16 protein-coding genes and 1 pseudogene are annotated in these 18,982 nt (G+C 71.0%); 5 read left to right on the top strand and 12 right to left on the bottom strand.

What is annotated here, in order from left to right; translation table 11 throughout:
- Positions 1-143: 143 nt before the first annotated feature.
- Positions 144-686 carry a bacterial proteasome activator family protein gene (locus tag AB0903_RS01295; protein ID WP_366697897.1) on the top strand — a complete coding sequence of 181 codons (543 nt, stop codon included), beginning with the start codon at positions 144-146 and terminating at the stop codon, positions 684-686.
- A 241-nt stretch (positions 687-927) separates the two neighbouring features.
- Here AB0903_RS01295 and AB0903_RS01290 read toward each other — a convergent pair whose 3' ends face one another.
- From AB0903_RS01290 to pdhA, 7 genes are all read right to left on the bottom strand, one after another.
- The gene (locus AB0903_RS01290) at positions 928-1,917 is read right to left on the bottom strand and encodes an NAD(P)H-quinone oxidoreductase (RefSeq protein ID WP_366697719.1); all 990 of its coding nucleotides are present in this window, start codon (positions 1,915-1,917) and stop codon (positions 928-930) included.
- Positions 1,918-1,927: 10 nt separating this feature from the next.
- Positions 1,928-2,983 (bottom strand): potassium channel family protein, encoded by a 1,056-nt coding sequence (locus AB0903_RS01285; RefSeq protein ID WP_366697895.1) that lies wholly within the window; start codon positions 2,981-2,983, stop codon positions 1,928-1,930.
- A 20-nt stretch (positions 2,984-3,003) separates the two neighbouring features.
- A complete protein-coding gene (locus AB0903_RS01280) occupies positions 3,004-4,437 on the bottom strand; it encodes a molybdopterin molybdotransferase MoeA (RefSeq protein ID WP_366697717.1) in 1,434 nt (477 codons plus the stop codon).
- Positions 4,434-5,360, bottom strand: a complete 927-nt coding sequence (locus AB0903_RS01275; RefSeq protein WP_366697715.1) for an NTP transferase domain-containing protein — start codon at positions 5,358-5,360, stop codon at positions 4,434-4,436. The genes AB0903_RS01280 and AB0903_RS01275 overlap by 4 nt, the downstream gene beginning before the upstream one ends.
- A gap of 252 nt (positions 5,361-5,612) precedes the next feature.
- Complete coding sequence (locus AB0903_RS01270) at positions 5,613-7,100, bottom strand: dihydrolipoamide acetyltransferase family protein (RefSeq protein WP_366697713.1); 1,488 nt, start codon at positions 7,098-7,100, stop codon at positions 5,613-5,615.
- A complete protein-coding gene (locus tag AB0903_RS01265; protein ID WP_366697711.1) occupies positions 7,100-8,104 on the bottom strand; it encodes an alpha-ketoacid dehydrogenase subunit beta in 1,005 nt (334 codons plus the stop codon). Before AB0903_RS01265 ends, AB0903_RS01270 begins: the two co-directional genes overlap by 1 nt.
- Positions 8,101-9,243: a pyruvate dehydrogenase (acetyl-transferring) E1 component subunit alpha gene (pdhA, locus tag AB0903_RS01260; RefSeq protein WP_366697893.1), complete on the bottom strand. Its 1,143-nt coding sequence runs from the start codon at positions 9,241-9,243 to the stop codon at positions 8,101-8,103. The genes AB0903_RS01265 and pdhA overlap by 4 nt, the downstream gene beginning before the upstream one ends.
- Before the next feature lie 240 nt (positions 9,244-9,483).
- Here pdhA and AB0903_RS01255 point away from each other — a divergent pair, with 240 nt between their 5' ends.
- Positions 9,484-10,014 carry an Lrp/AsnC family transcriptional regulator gene (locus tag AB0903_RS01255; protein WP_366697891.1) on the top strand — a complete coding sequence of 177 codons (531 nt, stop codon included), beginning with the start codon at positions 9,484-9,486 and terminating at the stop codon, positions 10,012-10,014.
- A 170-nt stretch (positions 10,015-10,184) separates the two neighbouring features.
- On the opposite strand, the gene AB0903_RS01250 is transcribed toward AB0903_RS01255, so the two are convergent.
- The gene (locus AB0903_RS01250) at positions 10,185-10,778 is read right to left on the bottom strand and encodes a TetR/AcrR family transcriptional regulator (protein WP_366697709.1); all 594 of its coding nucleotides are present in this window, start codon (positions 10,776-10,778) and stop codon (positions 10,185-10,187) included.
- Positions 10,778-12,310, bottom strand: a complete 1,533-nt coding sequence (locus AB0903_RS01245) for a 3-hydroxyacyl-CoA dehydrogenase (protein WP_366697707.1) — start codon at positions 12,308-12,310, stop codon at positions 10,778-10,780. The genes AB0903_RS01250 and AB0903_RS01245 overlap by 1 nt, the downstream gene beginning before the upstream one ends.
- Positions 12,311-12,431: 121 nt before the next feature.
- Between AB0903_RS01245 and paaN the strand changes: the two genes are divergently transcribed.
- Positions 12,432-14,108, top strand: a complete 1,677-nt coding sequence (gene paaN, locus AB0903_RS01240; protein WP_366697703.1) for a phenylacetic acid degradation protein PaaN — start codon at positions 12,432-12,434, stop codon at positions 14,106-14,108.
- Positions 14,109-14,527: 419 nt separating this feature from the next.
- Here paaN and AB0903_RS01235 read toward each other — a convergent pair whose 3' ends face one another.
- The 3 genes and pseudogenes from AB0903_RS01235 to AB0903_RS01225 all read right to left on the bottom strand — a co-directional run.
- On the bottom strand, positions 14,528-15,202 hold the full coding sequence (locus AB0903_RS01235; protein ID WP_366697701.1) for a TrmH family RNA methyltransferase: 675 nt from the start codon (positions 15,200-15,202) through the stop codon (positions 14,528-14,530).
- A complete protein-coding gene (locus tag AB0903_RS01230; RefSeq protein WP_366697699.1) occupies positions 15,199-16,455 on the bottom strand; it encodes an HTTM domain-containing protein in 1,257 nt (418 codons plus the stop codon). Before AB0903_RS01230 ends, AB0903_RS01235 begins: the two co-directional genes overlap by 4 nt.
- Positions 16,452-17,117, bottom strand: a pseudogene (locus AB0903_RS01225) (DUF5819 family protein); the annotation flags it as partial. The gene AB0903_RS01230 and the pseudogene AB0903_RS01225, both read right to left, overlap by 4 nt.
- Before the next feature lie 591 nt (positions 17,118-17,708).
- Between AB0903_RS01225 and paaA the strand changes: the two are divergent.
- Together paaA and paaB are read left to right on the top strand one after the other, a co-directional pair.
- Positions 17,709-18,677 (top strand): 1,2-phenylacetyl-CoA epoxidase subunit PaaA, encoded by a 969-nt coding sequence (paaA, locus tag AB0903_RS01220; protein ID WP_366697697.1) that lies wholly within the window; start codon positions 17,709-17,711, stop codon positions 18,675-18,677.
- A complete protein-coding gene (paaB, locus tag AB0903_RS01215; protein WP_366697695.1) occupies positions 18,674-18,964 on the top strand; it encodes a 1,2-phenylacetyl-CoA epoxidase subunit PaaB in 291 nt (96 codons plus the stop codon). The genes paaA and paaB overlap by 4 nt, the downstream gene beginning before the upstream one ends.
- The last annotated feature ends 18 nt before the right edge of the window (positions 18,965-18,982 follow it).

Raw genomic sequence — 18,982 nt, 5'->3', positions numbered from 1 at the left:
AGCCGGCGGAAGTCGGCGATCCGGCGGTCAAACATCGCCCGGCAGGTCGATGTCCAGCGGTTTTGTGCCCCCGTAGGAGGGTGGATCACCCTCCTACGGGGGCACACCGTGTGGTGACGCGCATGTACGAGAGAATGGACGGCATGGAGATGCCGAGGAATGAACGGTCGCAGGAGAGCCCCCACGTCCTCGTCGTGGGACAGGACGGAATGGCCCTCAGCGGCGGTCAAGGTGACGACGAGTCGCGCGAGGTCCCGGTGACGGAAATGGTCGAACAGCCGGCGAAGGTCATGCGCATCGGCAGCATGATCAAGCAGCTGCTGGAGGAGGTCAGGGCGGCTCCTCTCGACGAGGCGAGCCGCGTACGGCTCAAGGAGATCCACGCCGGCTCGGTCAAGGAGCTGGAGGACGGACTCGCGCCCGAGCTCGTCGAGGAACTGGAGCGCCTCTCCCTCCCCTTCACCGACGACGCCATCCCGTCCGAGGCGGAACTGCGGATCGCGCAGGCGCAGTTGGTCGGCTGGCTCGAGGGGCTCTTCCACGGGATCCAGACGGCACTGTTCGCCCAGCAGATGGCCGCGCGGGCGCAGTTGGAGCAGATGCGGCGGGCTCTGCCGCCCGGTGTGGCGCACGACGAGGAAGAGGGCAGTCAGCACGGCCCGATCCGTTCCGGGCCGTACCTGTAGACGCACGGCACGCTTGAGGGCCCGGCCCACCTTCGGTGGTGGCCGGGCCCTCAGCCGTTCAACCGGCCCGCATACGCCGCCCGTCCCGCATCCGGTCGACCGGCACTCCCCGGTTCAACCGCCCACGTGCATTCAACCGGCTCGCATACGCCGCCGACCCCCGCATACGTCGCACGCTCACATACGCGGCTTGCATACGTCGCACGGCGTTCGCCCGTTCAGGCGGACTCCGGGGGCGGGTTCAGCCCTTGTCGGGGGCGGTCAGCACGACCTTGCCGACATGTGTGCCCGACTCCAGCGCGCGATGGCCCTCCGCCGCGTCGGCGAGGGGAACCGTACGGTCGACAACCGCGCGCACCCGGCCTGCGCCGATCAACGGCCAGACGTGCTCGCGTACAGCGGCCACAATCGCGGTCTTCTCACCGAGCGGGCGGCCCCGCAGCGAGGTGGCAGTGACGGCCGCCCGCTTGCGCAGCAACGCGCCCAGGTTCAACTCCCCCTTCACCCCGCCCTGGAGACCGATGACGGCGAGGCGGCCGTTGACCGCGAGCGCCTGCACATTACGGTCCAGGTACTTGGCACCGACGATGTCGAGGATCACGTCCGCACCGGCGCCACCGGTGGCCTTCTCGATCTCCTCGACGAAGTCCTGCTCCCGGTAGTCGATCAGGATGTCCGCGCCCAGCTCGGCACAGCGCGCCAGCTTGCCGGGCCCGCCCGCGGTCACGGCCACCCGGGCTCCCACGGCCTTCGCCAGCTGGACGGCCATGGTGCCGATGCCACTCGCGCCACCGTGGATCAGCAGGGTCTCGCCCGGACGCAGGTGGGCGATCATGAACACGTTCGACCACACCGTCGCCGTCACCTCGGGCAGCGCGGCGGCCGTCGTCAGATCGAGCCCCTCGGGTACGGGCAGCAACTGGCCTGCGGGGACGGCGACCTTCTCCGCGTAACCGCCGCCCGCCAGAAGCGCGCAGACCTCGTCGCCGACGGCCCAGCCGGAGACGCCGGGACCCAGCGCCGAGATCCGTCCCGAACACTCGAGGCCGGGATAGGGGGACGAGCCGGGCGGGGGGTCGTAGAATCCCTGGCGCTGGAGGAGATCGGCGCGGTTCACCGCGCTCGCGACGACATCGACGAGGACTTCGCCCTCGCCGGGTACCGGATCGGGCACCTCGGCCCAGACCAGCGCCTCTGGACCACCGGGCTCGGGAATCGTGATCGCATGCATGGCGGCGAGGCTACTCCGAGCCCTTGGCGGCAGGGCCGCTTTCCGCGCGCACGATGGTGATCAGCCGGTCAGTGAGCTGCAACGGACTGGCGGCCGGGTCGTCGTAGCCCAGCAGCCGGTGGCCACGCAGGACGGACACCACGAGGTCCTCCGTCTCCCGGACGCTGCGGCCCACCTCCGCCTTTATCACCGGTCGTTCGATCATGTCCAGGCCGCTGCCCTGCTGGATCAGGTCCTCCATGACCGTGCCCGCGCTGGGGCTGAGCACGGACAGGCCGAGCAGCCGGCCGGCCGCGCCGGAGCTGGTGATCACCGCGTCGGCACCGGACTGGCGCAGCAGCGGAGCGTTCTCCTCCTCACGGACGGCGGCGACGATCTTCGCCCCGCGGTTGAGCTGGCGGGCCGTGAGTGTCACCAGCACCGCCGTGTCGTCACGTTGGGGTGCGATGACGATCTGACGGGCCTTCTGCAGTTCTGCCCGGAGCAGGACGTCGCTGCGGGTCGCGTCGCCGACGACTCCGGTGAACCCCTCCGCGTTGGCCGTGTCGATCACCTTGGAGCTCGGGTCGACGATGACGATCTGGTCCTTCCGCAGTCCTGTGGCACACAGAGTCTTCATCGCCGATCGCCCCTTCGTGCCGAAGCCGATGATGACGGTGTGGTCGCGCAAGTTGGACCTCCAGCGGTTCAGCCGCCACTCCTCCCGGGTGCGTTCCGTGAGGACCTCGAGAGTGGTGCCGACCAGGATGATCAGGAAGAGCACGCGCAGGGGCGTGATCAGTAGCACGTTGATGAGCCGCGCGCCGTCGCTGGCCGGCACGATGTCGCCGTAGCCGGTGGTGGAGAGGGTGACGGTCGCGTAGTAGACGGCGTCGAGAAAGTCGACGGACCCGTCCGAATTGTCACTGTAGCCCGCCCTGTCCGTGTAGACGATCATCACGGTGACGCCGAGCACCATCAGCGCCATGAGCAGTCGCTTGCTCACTTGGCGCAATGGTTGCTCGACGATCCGGCGAGGAAGCTTCACACGGCCGGTGACGAGATGTTCGTCCGCATGCCGGGCCATGGCGTCGTGACCGGGAAGTTTCACGTGAAACACCCTCCTGGCTCGTCGGAGGGCGTCCAAGGCGACCAGGTCGCCCAGGGGAGGTCGAGAACCTCCAGTTCGTCACCTGGCCGGGCACCGCCCGGAGGCACGATCGCGAGCCCGTCGGCCGCCGCCGTCCCGCGCAACATCGCCGGTCCGTTGTAATGCAACGGAACCAGCTCTCCGTCGCGGTGCACGAAGGGAACGAGCCTGGTGTCGTGGGGGTGCCCGTGCACCTCTTCGCGTACCGGCGCCCGGTACGGGGCCGGGGCAGGCCGCCCTGCGAGACCGCGCAGCAAGGGCTCGGCCAGTGTCAGGAGCCCGGAGACGGCGGCGAGAGGATTGCCCGGCAGCCCCACCAGATACCGTCCGGCGCCCAGTCGGGCCAGCAGCATCGGATGTCCCGGCCTTACGGCGACCTGATCGACCAGCAGCTCCGCGCCCGCCTTCCGCAGGACCGGGTGGACATGGTCGACGGGACCGGCCGCCGTACCGCCCGTGGTGACCACGAGATCCGCCTCGGAGGTGGTGATCGCCCGGTGGAGCGCTTCTGCATCGTCCCCGAGGCGGAGTGTGGCCCGCACCTCTGCTCCGAGCGCCCTCAACCAGGGCCCGATCATCGGGCCGAGGGCGTCACGGATGAGTCCGTCACGGGGAAGCGAGGAGGTGAGCAGCTCGTCGCCCAGCACCAGGACGTCCACCCGCGGGCGGACGAAGGTGACCAGTTCGTCGTATCCGGCGGCGGCGGCGAGGCCGAGCACCGCGGGGGTTACCAGGGCCGAGGCAGGCAGCAGCTGGTCACCCGAGCGGCACTCCTGGCCGCGCGGGCGGATGTCCTGGCCCGGGACCACCTCGCGGTCGGCACGGAGCTGGCGCCCGGCGGTGTCGACACGGGCGTGTTCGCTGCGGATCACGGCGGTGGTCTCCGGCGGCACACGCGCGCCGGTGGCGATCCGAACCGCCGTGCCGTCAGGCAGAGGCCCGCCCCCGCCATGTCCGGCGAGGATCGGTCCTCCGCCCTCCACGGTCCACGGGCCGGGGCCCGCGACGGCCCAGCCGTCCATGGCCGAGGTATCGAACGAGGGGAGGTCGCACAGCGCGGTGAGCGGCTCGGCGAGCACCTGCCCGACGGCTTCTTCCAGAGGTACGCGGCGGGTACGCGGCGGTGCGGTGAGTCCGGTACGGGCGGCCAGTGCCCGGGCCTCGGGCCAGGGAGCGGCTTCGTGCCGACGCGGGGCAGAACCCCCGACGGGAGCGTTCGAGGCCGGAACGCCAGGGGGCCTCGGGCCGACCAGGGCGAGCGCTTCGTCGACGCCGTCCAGATCGCCCCCGTCAGGCGGGGTCCCTCCGGCAGGCGCCCGCTGTGCCCGCTGTCCCCGCTGTGCCCGCTCGCCGCCGGGCGCTGCCGCGGCCTCACGGTCGTGACCGGTCATCCCGCGGCGTCCCCACCGCTCGTGCCCGGTGCGTCGGCCGGGCGGCCGGGCGGTTCCGCCGTCCCTGCCTCTCCCTGTGCCTCCGCGGCCTCGTCCGCCCAGCGCCCGGCCAGGGCCGCCGCCTTGCGGGCGGCCTCCGCGACAGCTTCGGGGCCGCCCTCTGCCGTGGCCGCCGCGTAACCGACCAGGAAGGTGGTGAGCGGTGCGGCGGGTCGGGCGACGCCGTGCGCGGCGTCGCGGGCGAGGTCGAGCAGGACATGTGTGTCCACGTCCAGCTCGACACCGAGTTCGTCCTTGACTGCGGTGATCCATTCGTCCAGCACGTTCCCATGCTCCCTGATGCGGGCCCGGGCTGTGGAGACGTCCCCCCAGGTGTCGCAGTCGAAGGAGGCGAGGGGGTCGGTCTCGATCCGGGCCAGGTCCAGTTCCCCGGTCAGTAGACGCAGCGGCAGCCCGGAAAGGCTGCCGTATTCGACCGCGAGGAGACCAAGTTCACGTCGGAGCGGCTCGGCACGGTAGGCGGCGACGAGAGGCTGGTCACGGCCGTCGGCATCGGTCAGAAGGACGGCCTCGCTGTCCCGCTCGGCGAGGGCGTCGACCAGCTGCCGCACCGTCCTCTCACTCAGGAAGGGGAGATCGGCCGACAGTACGACGAGGGCGTCTGCCTCCGTAGGCCGCACTCCCGCGTCGAGGGCGGCCAGGGGACCGCCGCCCGAGGGCTCCTCATGAGCCCACACGACGGGGCGCGCGGTGGGCCGGCGCCCGCCGACGACCACGGTGCGCCCCGCGCCCCGGCAGGCGGCCAGCACACGGTCGAGCAGAGGCCGCCCGCCCACGCTCACCGCCGGTTTGTCGGCGCCGCCCAGCCGCTTCGCGGCTCCTCCGGCAAGGACGATGGCGTCGTACGCCGTAGTCGCGGTCATGCCTGAAGTATGGTCCGCGACCGTCGGAGCGGGGAGCCCCGGTTCGATCTCTCTGCCGCTTCTGCCTCTTTGTTCGCCTTCTGCTGTCCTTGCGTCGGCCTCGTGCTTCCTCTGTGGCGGCCTTCTACTTCTTTCAACCCGGCCTTCTGGTTCCTTGTGCCGGCCGTCTGGTCGCCTTCCGCGGCCTTGCGCGCCCTCTCGGTCTCGCGTCCTCCGCCGGCTCCCTGCTCCCTGCTCCCTGCTCCCTGCTCCCTACAGGGTGCGGAGCAGTACCGAAGGGTGCTCCACGCAGTCGGCCACGTACCGCAGGAAGCCTCCTGCGGTGCCGCCGTCGCACACGCGGTGGTCGAAGGTGAGCGAGAGCTGGACGACCTGCCGGACGGCCAGCTCGCCCTGGTGCACCCACGGCTTGGGAACGATCCGGCCGACGCCGAGCATCGCGGCCTCGGGGTGGTTGATGATCGGCGTGGAGCCGTCGACGCCGAACACGCCGTAGTTGTTGAGCGTGAAGGTGCCGCCCGTCAGGTCCGCCGGGGTGAGGGCCCCTTCGCGGGCCGCCTCCGTGAGCCTGGCGAAGTCCGCGGTCAGCGACTCCGCCGAGCGCCTGTGGGCATCCTTCACGACGGGAACGACCAGTCCGCGGTCGGTCTGGGCCGCGAACCCGAGATGCACTCCCGGAAGCCGCACGATCTCGCGGGCTTCCATGTCCACCGTGGAGTTGAGCTCCGGGAAACGGTCGAGCGCGGCCGTGCAGATGCGGGCGAGCAGCGCGAGCAGCGAGATCTTCGGCCCGCCCGCGGCGTTCATCGCCGCCCTCGCGGACATCAGTTCGGTCGCGTCGGCGTCGACCCAGCAGGTGGCGTCCGGGATCTCGCGGCGACTGCGGGACAACTTGTCGGCCACCGCTCCGCGCACCCCGCGCAGCGGGACGCGCTCGGCCTGGGTGGTAGCCGCCACGACGGGTGCGGCGGCCGGTGTGGCGGGCGCCGCGGCGATCGGCGTCTCGGGAGCGCGCAGGGCTCGTTCGACGTCGGCCCGGAGGATCAGGCCGTCGGGGCCAGAGCCGGTCAGCGCTCTCAGATCCACTCCGTGCTCACGCGCGAGCTTGCGGACGAGCGGTGAGATGACGGCCACGGGGCCGTCCTGCACATCGGTCGAGGCTTCGCGCGCGCTGCCCGGTGCAGCGGTGCCAGTGCCGTTCACGGCGGTGACCGGAGCGGTCGAGGCTGCCGAGGACCGGCCCCTGCCGGAGGTGTGCGTCGGCGCAGCTGGCGCAGTCGAGGGCGTGGCTGTGGTCATTGGCGTGGTCGGCGTCGGGCGGATGCGACGGCGCCGCGCCGCGGGCGCTCCGGTTCCGTACCCGACCAGGACGTTGCCCGACGACTCGGCGGAGCCGTCGGAGGACGCGGGCGCGCCGGACGAGGCGGCAGCCTCCGGCTTGCCGGACGCCGCGCCGCCGCCGGAGGCGGACGCGTCCGACCCGGTCGCCTCCACCGCCCCGACCGCGACCGTGATGAGCGGTGCGCCGACGGGCAGTTCCGTACCCTCCTCGCCGAAGCGGGCGGTCACCACGCCGCCATAGGGGCAGGGGACCTCCACCATGGCCTTGGCCGTCTCGACCTCGACGACGGGCTGGTCGATCGCGACCACGTCACCGACGGAGACCAGCCAGCGGACGATCTCGGCCTCGGTCAGCCCTTCGCCGAGATCGGGAAGCTTGAATTCCAGCACCTGCGCCATCAGCCCTCCGCCTCCCACTGCAGTCGCGCCACCGCGTCCAGTACACGGTCCACTCCCGGCAGATGATGCCGCTCGAGCATCGGCGGCGGGTACGGGATGTCGAAACCGGCGACCCGGAGCACCGGAGCCTCCAGGTGGTGGAAGCAGCGCTCGGTCACTCGCGAGGCGATCTCCCCTCCGGGTCCGCCGAAACCGGTGGATTCGTGCACGACGACCGCGCGCCCGGTGCGCCGGACCGACGCGCAGACCGTCTCGTCGTCGAACGGCACCAGGGAGCGCAGATCGACGACCTCCAGATCCCAGCCCTCCGCCTCGGCAGCCTGTGCCGCCTCCATGCACACCGGCACGGAAGGGCCGTAGGTGATGAGGGTGGCGCTGCGGCCGGAGCGGCGCACCACGGCCCGGCCGATCGGCTCCACCGCGGCGGGTGCCTCGGGAGACCACTGGGACTTGGACCAGTACAGCCGCTTGGGCTCGAGGAAGACGACCGGGTCGTCGGAGGCGATGGCGGCTCTGAGCAGGCCGTACGCGTCCTCGACCGTGGCAGGGGTGACGACGTGCAGCCCAGGCGTCGCCATGTAGTACGCCTCTGAGGAGTCGCTGTGGTGCTCGACCCCGCCGATCCCGCCGCCGTAGGGCACGCGCACGGTGATCGGCATGGCCATGCCGCCCTTGGTGCGGTTGCGCATACGGGCGACGTGGCTGATCAGCTGCTCGAACGCCGGATAGGCGAAGGCGTCGAACTGCATCTCCACGACCGGCCGCAGACCGTACATCGCCATGCCGACGGCCGTGCCGAGGATGCCCGCCTCAGCAAGCGGGGTGTCCGTGCAGCGGTCCTCGCCGAACTCCTTCGCGAGCCCGTCCGTGACCCGGAAGACGCCGCCGAGTGTGCCGACGTCCTCGCCCATGACATGGACGGTCGGGTCCTCGGCCATGGCGTCGCGCATCGCGCGCTGCAGGGCCTGGGCCATGGTTGCGGGCTTCACCGCGGCCGTGGTCATCGCGCCTCTTCCTCAGCGTCCAGCTCGGCCCGCAGCTGCGCCGCCTGCTCACGCAGCTGCGCGGTCTGCCGGGCGTACACATGCTCGAACAGATCCATGGGGTCGAGGACGGGGTCGGCGTTCATCCGCTCGCGCAGATCCGCCGCCATCGCCTCCGCCGCCCGGGTGGCGGCCTGCCTGGCCTCGTCGTCGAGCAGGCCCCGCTGCGTCAGCTCCCGTTCCAGCAACTGGATCGGGTCGTGCGCGCGCCAGGTCTCGACCTCGCTGTCCGCGCGGTAGCGGGTGGCGTCGTCCGCGTTCGTATGGGCGTCCATGCGGTAGGTGACGGCCTCGATCAGGGTGGGGCCGCCGCCGCGGCGGGCCCGGGTGACGGCTTCGCCGAGGACCTCGTGGACCGCGACCGCGTCATTGCCGTCGACGAGTCGGCCGGGCATGCCGTATCCGACGGCCTTGTGGGCCAGGGACGGCGCGGCAGTCTGCTTGGCCAGCGGGACGGAGATCGCGAAGCCGTTGTTCTGCACGAGGAAGACCACCGGTGCGTTCCACACGGCGGCGAAGTTCAGTGCCTCGTGGAAGTCGCCCTCGCTCGTGCCGCCGTCGCCGATCATGGCCAGCGCCACGACGTCGTCGCCCTTGAGGCGGGCGGCGTGCGCCAGACCCACGGCGTGGGGCAGCTGTGTGGCCAGCGGGGTGCACAGCGGTGCGACACGGTGCTCGTGCGGGTCGTAACCGGTGTGCCAGTCGCCGCGCAGCAGGGTCAGCGCCTGGACGGGGTCCAGGCCGCGTGCCACGGCCGCGAGGGTGTCGCGGTAGCTCGGGAAGAGCCAGTCCCGCTCCTCGAGGGCCAGGGCGGCGCCCACCTCGCACGCCTCCTGACCGGTGCTCGACGGGTAGACCGCGAGCCGGCCCTGCTTGGTGAGGGCGGTGGCCTGCGCGTTGTACCGCCGGCCGCGCACCAGCTCCGCGTAGAGCCTGAGCAGCAGCTCGGGATCTGCCGAGGCAGCGGCCTCGGTGCCGAGCACACGGTACGGCTCCGGGTCGGGGAGCAGCGGCGCGGGATCGGTGCGCGGCTGCCACGCGGGGGGCGGGGTGGGCCGGTAGGCGGCGGCAGCGGAACCGGGCAGCTCCTGGACCGTCATGCTGCTCTTTCTCAACGCGAGCACCTCCTCGTGGGAGCGACGACGAATGCGATGAAGAAGCGGTGATGAGGAAACGGATCGAGGAGGCGCGGGTGTGGCGCCCCTCACCTACCGATTGTTCGGTCGAGGACGCATTTTGGCTACAGGCGCGGGAAGCCTGTGGACAAACGGTTCTCCACAGCTTGATATGGAGACAGGTCGTCCATGCTAGGAAGGCGGGGGGACGTGGCAACTGAACAAATGGCCGACGGCGGGGACCACGCGGGACAGACGCCTGTGCCACGCCCGCTGGACCCGATCGACCGCGACATCCTCCGCATGCTCCAGGCGGACGGGCGCGCTTCCATACGCTCGGTCGCCGAGCGGGTGCACGTGTCCCGTGCCAATGCGTACGCACGGATAAACCGGCTGATCGACGACGGCGTCATCAGGGGCTTCAGCGCTCGGGTGAACCACGAGCGGGCGGGCCAGGGCGCCTCTGCCTACATCACGCTCAAGATCGTGCAGAACTCCTGGCGAACGGTGCGGGAACAGCTGCAGGCGCTGCCGGGTGCCGCTCATATCGCGCTCGTCAGTGGTGACTTCGACGTGCTGCTGCTGGTGCACACGCCCGACAACCGCACGCTGCGCGAACTCGTACTGACCAGGCTGCAGTCCATCCCCGAGGTGCTGTCGACCCGCACGCTGCTGGTCTTCGAGGAGACGGACCTCGACCACGCACCAGGACAGCTCACCGGCCCGGACGGGGCTCCGGACACGGAAACGCCCTGACCCGCACGCCGCCGACCTGACCGGACGTCGCCTCGACCGCACGCACCGACAGCGCCGCCACCTCCACCGCGCACCGCTCGGCCGACACCGCCGCCGTCTCCGCCGGACACGGATCGTGCCCGCGTGGCGCCGACCGCCCCGGGTGCGCGCGACCGCGGGCACCGAGCGGGTCAGGGAGCCGTACGCAGCCCGTCGAAGGCGAGCCGCACCACCGTCTCCGCCACCTGGTCGCCGTCGTAGCCGCCGCCCGGCTGCGGGCGGTACCACTCGACCAGCGAGTTCACCATGCCGAAGAGCAGCCGCGTCGCCAGCCGGATGTCGACGTCGGCCCGGAGATCGCCGTCCGCGGCGGCCGCCTTGAGCAGGTCCGCGACCCGCTGGTCGAACTCCCGGCGCCGCTCCAGGGCCCACCGCTCGGTCTTCGTGTTGCCTCTTACCCTGAGCAGCAGCGTCACATAGGGCAGTTCGGCCATCAGCACCTCGACCGTGCGCCGCGTGACGTACTCCACCCGCTCGATGGCGCGGCCGCGCTGTGCGCCGCTCTCGTCGAGGACGGCGAACAAGGAGTCCAGCGCCCGGCTGACGGCCCGGCGCAACAGTTCCTCCTTGCCTGTCACATGGTGGTAGATCGAGGACTTCGAGATCCCGGCGGCCTGCGACAGGTGCTCCATGGAAGTCCCGTCGTAGCCGCGCTCGTTGAATATCCGCACGGCAACCGTCAGCAGGGTCTCCGGCGTGTAGGTGTCGCGCTTGGCCGTGGTCATCAGCCTTCCCCCCCGTCGTCGGCGTATGCGCGGCGGGCGGTCGCCAGGGACGGCGCGTACCGGCCGGTGGGGTACCGCTTGTGCAGCGTCTCCAGCAGCTCGCAGACCCACCCGAAGCCCAGCCGCTCGCCCCACTCCAGGGGCCCCGCCGGGTAGTTGACGCCCAGCCTCATCGCGGTGTCCACGTCCTCCGCGGAGGCCACGCCGCGGTCGACCGCGTCCGCCGCGAAGTCGGCCAGCATCGCCACCGTACGGGCGACGATCATGCCGGGGACGTCGCCGATCAGTGAGACGTCCTTGCCGAGCGCCTGGAAGAGCCCGACGGCCTCGTCGACCGCTCCGGGCATGGTCCTGAGAGTGCCGGCGGACGCCGACAGCGCGATCCTGGTCGCGCTCTCGTAGTCCAGGGCGAGATCGAAGTAGATGATCCCGTCGCCGTACTCGAACGAGGTCTCCCCGTCCACCAGGCCCAGCTCCGTGCCGCCCGGCAGCGTGATGCAGCCGCCGCCCTCCTCACGGAGGACGGTGATTCCGGCCCGCTCGATCAGGCCGACCAGAGGCTCCGCCGGCCCGAGGACGCCCTGGACGACCACACTCGCGGGGGCGGCGGCGGGCGGCTGTGTCCGCGGCCGGGGGCTCTTGGCGCCGTCCTCGTACGAGAACCAGCCGTGACCGGACTTGCGGCCGTGCCGACCCGACTCGACGAGCCGGCGCTGGGCCAGCGACGGCGTGAACTTCGGGCTGTGGAAGAACGACTCCCAGACGGAACGGGTGACCGCCTCATTGACGTCCTGGCCGATCAGATCGGTCAGTTCGAAGGCCCCCATCCGGAACCCGCCGCATTCGCGCAGGACCGCGTCGATGGTGGCGGGGTCGGCGCCGCGCTCCTCATGGACGGCGAACGCCTCCGCGTAGAAGGGGCGTGCGACGCGGTTGACGATGAAGCCCGGGGTGTCGGCACAGCGCACGGGCGTCTTTCCCCAGGCCAGGGCCGTCGCACAGGCTCGTTCGGCCGCCTCGTCGTCGGTGGCGTGGCCACTGACGACCTCCACCAGCGGCAGGAGGGGGGCCGGGTTGAAGAAGTGCAGGCCGACGAAGCGGCCGGGGCTGCGCAGGGCGCCGGCGACGGCCGTCACGGACAGGGAGGAGGTGTTGGTGGCGAGCAGGCAGTCGTCGGCGACGATCTTCTCCAGCTCCGTGAACAGCTTCTGCTTGACCGGGAGCAGTTCGAGCACGGCCTCGACGACGAGCGCCGCGTCGGCGAGCTCCGAAAGGTCGGCGGCCGGAAAAAGCCTGCGGCGGGCGGCATCGCGGTCCGCGGGAGACATCCGCCCCTTCTCCACGAGCCGGTCGAGGCGCGTGCCGATCGCCGCCGCCGCCTCCTGCGCCCGTCCGGGAGCGGCGTCGTGGAGGCGTACGGGATGGCCTGCGACGAGGGCGACCTGGGCGATCCCCTGCCCCATGGTTCCGGTGCCGACGACGGCGACGGTACGGCTCGCGTCGATCGCGGTCGTGGAGTCGATGGCGGTCATGGAGGCGATCCTCCCCGATGAGTTGTCCACAGGTTCGACAGGCCCCCTTGTACCGACCGATCGTTCGGTTACTCTAACTCTGTCATCCTCCCCTGCCCAGCTCGACGAGGAGTTGGTCCGCATGCAGCTGACCGAGACCCACCGGCCCACGCTCGACCAGGCCCTCGAGGCGATCCGCACGCGCGCGTACTGGTCCCCGCACCCCGAGCACCCCAAGGCGTACGGCGAGAGCGCGCCCGCCGACGGCCTGGCGGCCTTCGAGGCGCTGCGCGGCTGCCGCTTCGACCTGGATCAGCCGGGCACCGACGGCTGGACCGGCGGCGAGGTCTCTCCGTACGGGCCGGAGCTGGGGATCGAGTATCCGCACCCGGACCTGGACGTACTGCTGCCGGCGATGCGCGCCGGCATGGGTGCCTGGCGCGAGGCCGGCCCGGAGACCCGCGCGCTCGTCTGCCTCGAGATCCTGGCCCGGATCAGCGCACGTACCCATGAGTTCGCGCACGCGGTGATGCACACCAGCGGGCAGGCTTTCATGATGGCGTTCCAGGCCGGCGGCCCGCACGCCCAGGACCGGGGCATGGAGGCCGTGGCGTACGCGTACGCGGAGCAGACCCGCACCCCCGCTGCCGCCGACTGGTCGAAGCCCCAGGGCAAGCGCGATCCGCTGGAGCTGCGGAAGACGTTCACCACCGCGGGCCGCGGCATCGCACTGGTCATCGGCTGCAACACCTTCCCGACGTGGAACGGGTACCCGGGCCTCTTCGCCTCCCTGGCGACGGGCAACCCGGTCCTCGTGAAGCCGCACCCCCGGGCCGTGCTCCCGCTGGCCCTCACCGTGCAGGTGGCCCGCGAGGTGCTCACCGAGGCCGGCTTCGACCCCAACCTGGTCTGCCTCGCCGCCGAGCAGCCGGGTGAAGGCATCGCGAAGACCCTGGCCACACGCCCCGAGATCAAGATCATCGATTACACGGGATCCACCGCCTTCGGCGACTGGCTGGAGACCAACGCCCGCCAGGCACAGGTGTACACGGAGAAGGCCGGCGTCAACACCGTCGTGGTGGACTCCACCGACGACTACAAGGGAATGCTGTCCAACCTGGCCTTCTCCCTCTCCCTGTACAGCGGACAGATGTGCACCACCCCGCAGAACGTGCTGATCCCCCGGGACGGCATCACCACGGAGTCCGGGCCCAGGAGCTACGACGAGGTGGCCTCGGACCTGGCCGCCTCGGTGGGCGGCCTGCTCGGCGACGACGCCAGGGCGAACGCCCTGCTGGGGGCCCTGGTCAACCCCGACGTGAAGGCACGGCTGGAGGCCGCGTCGGAGCTGGGCGAGGTAGCGCTGGAGTCCCGTGAGGTCGCCAACCCGGAGTTCCCCGGCGCGACGGTACGGACCCCGGTGATCGTGAAGCTCGACGGTGCCCGCAAGTACTGGGACTCCGCGGACTCGGAGCCGGCGTACCTGTCGGAGTGCTTCGGCCCCGTGTCCTTCGTGGTGGCCGTCGACTCCACGGCCGACGCCCTGGAGCTGCTGCGCCGCACGATCCGGGACAAGGGCGCGATGACGGTGGGGGCCTACACCACCTCTGAGGAGACGGAGCGGGCGATCGAAGACGTCTGCCTGGAGGAGTCGGCACAGCTCTCGCTCAACCTGACCGGCGGGGTGTACGTCAACCAGACCGCCGCGTTCTCCGACTTCCACGGCTCCGGCGGCAACCCCGCGGCGAACGCGGCACTGTGCGACGGCGCCTTCGTCTCCAACCGCTTCCGTGTGGTGGAGGTCCGCCGCCAGGTCTGACCGGCTCGGGTGGTACGAGGTCGGCGCGGGTGGCGTTGGGCCGGGCAGGTACGAGCCCGCGCCCGGCGCCCCGCCGGCCCTCACAGGCCGCGGCGGAGCACCTCGGCGACCTGCTCCGGTGTGCCGGTCACCGGGAACACGGCGTCCGTCGGCGACGCCCCGCGAGGACCGGCCCACGGCGTCCGGGGCATCGCCTGTCCCGGGGGGCCGGGGCCTCGACGGGCGCGGTCAGCAGCCACTGCCGCACCCGGCGGGCCACCTCACCGGCGCGCAGCAGCATGGCCGGCCCGAGCGCGGTGCGGGTGGGAGCACACCGGGCTGCCCGAGGGCTGTCTGGGGCGAGAAGAGCCCGGCCGGCCGGGCTGCCCGGCATGCCGGCCGGACACTCTCCCCTGCGGAACCCTGGCGCGACGGCCAGGTCAGGATCCCGGGGCCGGTACGTCGGCGTACCGCTGCACCCACGCGTGCATCGCGATGGCGGCCGCCGCCCCCGCGTTGATCGACCGCGTCGAACCGAACTGGGCGATCGAGCACACCATGGAGGCGTGCTGACGGGCCTCTTCTGTGAGCCCGGGGCCCTCCTGACCGAAGAGAAGCACACAGCGACGCGGCAGTTCGGTCCGTTCGAGCGGCACGGCACCCGGCAGATTGTCGATCCCGATGATCGGCAGTTCCTCCGCGGCCGCCCATTCGGTGAGCGAGGCCGTGTCCGGGTGGTGCCGCACATGCTGATATCTGTCGGTGACCATGGCGCCGCGCCGGTTCCAGCGCCGGCGTCCGACGATGTGGATCTCCTTCGCGAGAAAGGCGTTGGCCGTACGCACCACCGAACCGATGTTGAAGTCGTGGCCCCAGTTCTCCACGGCCACGTGGAAGCCGTGCCTGCGCGTGTCCAGGTCGGCGACGATCGCCTCCCGCGTCCAGTACCGGTAGCCGTCCACGACGTTCCGCCGGTCGCCTCGGGCCAGCAGTTCCCGGTCGTACCGCTCGTCCTCTGGCCACGGCAGCGGGTGCGGGCCGACGCCGACCTCCGGGGCGTACCCGTCGTCGTACTGAATCGGTTCTTCCTGAAGCGGTTCTTCGGTGGTGCTCACCCGACGAGCGTACGGGGCTGCTCGTCGCGCCCCTGCTCCACCGGGAGCGGGGCACCGTCCGTCCCGCCCTTCCACCGGTTCCGCCCGCGGGCCACCACGGCTCCCAGAGCGACCAGGAAGCCGGTCGGCAGGAACACGGCATCGGCCGCGATCATCGCCAGCGAGAAGAACGGCAGCCCCAGGAGCACCGCGATGGCCGCGTGCTCAAGCATCATGACCACCAGCAGGACGTTCTTGACTCTCCGGTTGAAGAGCGTGAACGGGAAGGCCACCTGCACGACGACGGTGCCATAGGTCAGCAGCATGACCATCACTCCGCCGGAGGCCAGGAGCCCGGAGATCTCCGGCCACGGAGTGAAATAGTCCAGCTTGAGTGGGTAGTACAGCGCGGTGCCGTCCTGCCAGCGCGACCCCTGGATCTTGTACCAGCCGGCGGTGGCGTAGATCAGACAGACCTCGACCATGATCACGACGAGGGCGGCGTTGTGGATGAGGTTCGCCAGGACGTCGAGCAGGATGCGCGGCTGGCTGCCGGGCGCGAAGCGGTTCACCGCCCACCACAGGCCATGAGCCGCCCACACCCCCCAGAACATGACGAGGATCCAGGCGTCTCCGCCGGCCCCTCCCACGACGGTGCCCGCGAAGAGCGCCGCGCCGAGCACCACCCAGAGGAGGGGCCCTGTCAGGTCGGCGCCTGCCCGCTCGGGGCCTGCGGCTTCGGTGTCCGCCCATTCAGGGCCTGCGGCTTCGGGAGCTTTCCGCTCGGGGCCGCGCCGGCGTGCCGCCCGCCGGGCATCCAGGGACCAGACCTGCGCGCAGCGCGTCAGCACCAGGTAGATGGCCATGAGGTGGACGACGTTGTCGCCGCCGTCACCCACGAAGATCGATCGGTTCTGCAGGGACAGCACGCCGACCATGAAGAGCACCGACACGGCACGGGTGCGCCAGCCCAGCATCATCAGCAGGCTGGACAGCACACAGAGGCCGTAGACGAACTCGAACCACAGCGCGCTGTCCGACCACAGGAGCACGGTGAACGCGTTGTTGCCGGCGATCAGCTCCCGGCCCATCTCCCAGCTCCAGGGGCCGTCCGGTCCGTAGAGATCGTGCCGGTGGGGCAGTTCGCGCAGCAGGAACAGCAGCCAGGTCGCCGCGAAGCCGATCCGGACGACCGCGCTCTGGTAGGGCCCGAGAGCCGTGGAGGTGATGAGCTGGACGGCACGGGCGACCTTCCGGCCCTGGTCGGGCTTCACCGGGCGGCCTCTGTCCTGTCGTTGCCGGCTCCACCCGGGAGATCCGCCGCGGTGACGGTCCACCACGGCAGTTCTCGGTGGACGGGGCGGGTGTCGATCTTCTCTTCGCTCCACTTCGGGGCCCCGATGGCCCTGGTTGACGCACGGAGCTGGATGCGCTCGACGGAACCGCCGAGGTCCTGGCGGCCGAGGCGGAGCATCACGATGCGGCGCAGGTAGCTCTCCGAGAGTCGGCCGCGCAGCCCGTCGGGTCGGTTCTCGGTGTCGTGCGAGCCGACGTAGAAGTCCCATGCGCGGCGGAGCTGGTTCTGCTGGAGATGGCTCGGGATGATGTTGTGACGGATCTGCTCACCGTCCTGGGCCGACAGGTCGATCCAGTCACTGATGCGGTGGCTGCCGTCACGGGCGGTGTACTGAGCCCGCGCCTGTACCGCGATGTTCTGCTGGAGGGGATTGGGGGCGAACAGCTTCCAGTTCTGCTCGAACTCCGGATACACCCAGCCGTCGACCGCTTCCCCGTACTGCTTGGTCACGGTGTTGGAGGGGGCGACATGGAGAAACACCATGGCCAGGTGGACGCAGGCGAGGGCCGCTATCAGCGCGAGCGACACGGCAGCCGCGGCCTGATAGGGAAGGGAGAGCCCCGCTATACCGCCGGACGGCTCGGGCGCCACCGGGTCCGCAGGGGCGACAGGTCGGGCGGGCGGCTCAGCGGAACGGAGTGATTCGGGCGCTCCAGGCGGGGCCGGGGGGCGGGGAGGGCCGACAGGCGCGGGCAACTCCGCACGGTCGGGTGCCGCGGGCAACCTCGCTCGGTCGCACGCAGGCGGCTCGGCACGAGCGGGTGCCGCGGGCGGCCACCGATGATCAGGGAGTTCAGAGGGCGCCGACGGGCCGGGGGGCGCGGAAGCCGGGGGCTCCGACGCCTGGCGCGGTCCGGGGAGTGCTTCGGTGCGTGCAGGGATGCTTTCGGTGCGGGCGCCGTCGCCCGGACGAGGCTCGTCGAGTCCGGGCGGCGGCCCGGCCTCCCGACTGCTCTCCGGTCGGCCACCTTCCGTCTGCCCGGCACGACGGGGCCCAGGCAGCCCGGAGCTCACTTTCCCGCCCCCCGCGTCTTCCTCGTCCTCGTAGGAATCCATCCCCGCCCCGCTCGCCGCCGGTCCCCTCGGTTATCCACAGGGTTGACACCCTACGGCTCGGCGACCGACCATTGAAGCCGATGAACCGAACGATCGGTCGGTAGGGGAGTCCGGATGACGGCAGTGACTGCGGATGGGTACCAGGCGGCATTCGACGCTGCCGTGGCCGCCGACGAGCGCATCGAACCGCGCGACTGGATGCCGGACGCCTACCGGGCGTCGCTGGTCCGCCAGATGGCGCAGCACGCGCACTCCGAAATCATCGGCATGCAGCCGGAGGCGAACTGGATCACGCGCGCGCCCTCGCTGCGCCGCAAGGCGATCCTGATGGCCAAGGTCCAGGACGAAGCCGGCCACGGCCTCTACCTGTACAGCGCCGCAGAGACGCTCGGCACCAGCCGCGACGAGCTGCTCGACAAGCTGCACTCGGGCCGCCAGAAATACTCCTCGATCTTCAATTACCCGACGCTCACCTGGGCGGACGTAGGCGCGATCGGCTGGCTGGTCGACGGGGCGGCGATCACCAACCAAGTGCCGCTCTGCCGCTGTTCCTACGGGCCCTATGCCCGGGCGATGGTCAGGGTCTGCAAGGAGGAGTCCTTCCACCAGCGCCAGGGGTACGAGCTTCTGCTCACCCTGTCCAAGGGGACGCCGGAGCAGCACGCGATGGCGCAGGACGCGGTGGACCGCTGGTGGTGGCCGTCACTGATGATGTTCGGTCCGCCGGACGACGCATCGGCACACTCGGCGCAGTCCATGGCCTGGAAGATCAAGCGCCACTCGAACGACGAGTTGCGCCAGCGCTTCGTCGACATCTGCGTGCCGCAGGCCGATTCCCTGGGTCTCACCCTCCCCGACCCGGACCTCCGGTGGAACGAGGAGCGCGGCCACCACGACTTCGGTGCCATCGACTGGGCCGAGTTCCAGGACGTCCTCAAGGGCAACGGCCCCTGCAACGAACAGCGGATCAGCCAGCGCCGGCGGGCACACGAAGAAGGAGCCTGGGTCAGGGAAGCGGCCACTGCGTACGCGGAGAAGCACCAGGCAGCACAGCACAACCAGTCCGTGGAGGCGACGGCATGAGCAGCTCTACCGAATGGCCGCTGTGGGAGGTCTTCGTGCGTTCGCGCCGCGGGCTGTCCCACACCCACGCAGGAAGCCTGCACGCGCCGGACGCGGAAATGGCCCTGCGTAACGCCCGCGACCTGTACACGCGGCGCAGCGAGGGTGTCTCGATCTGGGTCGTGCCCTCCACCGCCGTCACCGCCTCCTCACCGGACGAGAAGGACCCGTTCTTCGAGCCGGCCGCCGACAAGCCCTACCGGCACCCCACGTTCTACGAGATCCCGGAAGGGGTGAAGCACCTGTGACCACGACGCCCACCACCT

Source organism: Streptomyces sp. NPDC048389, from assembly GCF_040706335.1.
GTDB lineage: Bacteria > Actinomycetota > Actinomycetes > Streptomycetales > Streptomycetaceae > Streptomyces.
This window is presented reverse-complemented; position numbering and strand designations above follow the sequence as displayed.

Excerpts from the sequence above, each read along its gene's own strand:
- AB0903_RS01295 (WP_366697897.1), top strand. The coding sequence starts at position 144 with ATGGAGATGCCGAGGAATGAACGGTCGCAGGAGAGCCCCCACGTCCTC.
- AB0903_RS01290 (WP_366697719.1), bottom strand. The coding sequence starts at position 1,917 with ATGCATGCGATCACGATTCCCGAGCCCGGTGGTCCAGAGGCGCTGGTC.
- AB0903_RS01285 (WP_366697895.1), bottom strand. The coding sequence starts at position 2,983 with ATGGCCCGGCATGCGGACGAACATCTCGTCACCGGCCGTGTGAAGCTT.
- AB0903_RS01280 (WP_366697717.1), bottom strand. The coding sequence starts at position 4,437 with ATGACCGGTCACGACCGTGAGGCCGCGGCAGCGCCCGGCGGCGAGCGG.
- AB0903_RS01275 (WP_366697715.1), bottom strand. The coding sequence starts at position 5,360 with ATGACCGCGACTACGGCGTACGACGCCATCGTCCTTGCCGGAGGAGCC.
- AB0903_RS01270 (WP_366697713.1), bottom strand. The coding sequence starts at position 7,100 with ATGGCGCAGGTGCTGGAATTCAAGCTTCCCGATCTCGGCGAAGGGCTG.
- AB0903_RS01265 (WP_366697711.1), bottom strand. The coding sequence starts at position 8,104 with ATGACCACGGCCGCGGTGAAGCCCGCAACCATGGCCCAGGCCCTGCAG.
- pdhA (WP_366697893.1), bottom strand. The coding sequence starts at position 9,243 with ATGACGGTCCAGGAGCTGCCCGGTTCCGCTGCCGCCGCCTACCGGCCC.
- AB0903_RS01255 (WP_366697891.1), top strand. The coding sequence starts at position 9,484 with ATGGCCGACGGCGGGGACCACGCGGGACAGACGCCTGTGCCACGCCCG.
- AB0903_RS01250 (WP_366697709.1), bottom strand. The coding sequence starts at position 10,778 with ATGACCACGGCCAAGCGCGACACCTACACGCCGGAGACCCTGCTGACG.
- AB0903_RS01245 (WP_366697707.1), bottom strand. The coding sequence starts at position 12,310 with ATGACCGCCATCGACTCCACGACCGCGATCGACGCGAGCCGTACCGTC.
- paaN (WP_366697703.1), top strand. The coding sequence starts at position 12,432 with ATGCAGCTGACCGAGACCCACCGGCCCACGCTCGACCAGGCCCTCGAG.
- paaA (WP_366697697.1), top strand. The coding sequence starts at position 17,709 with ATGACGGCAGTGACTGCGGATGGGTACCAGGCGGCATTCGACGCTGCC.
- paaB (WP_366697695.1), top strand. The coding sequence starts at position 18,674 with ATGAGCAGCTCTACCGAATGGCCGCTGTGGGAGGTCTTCGTGCGTTCG.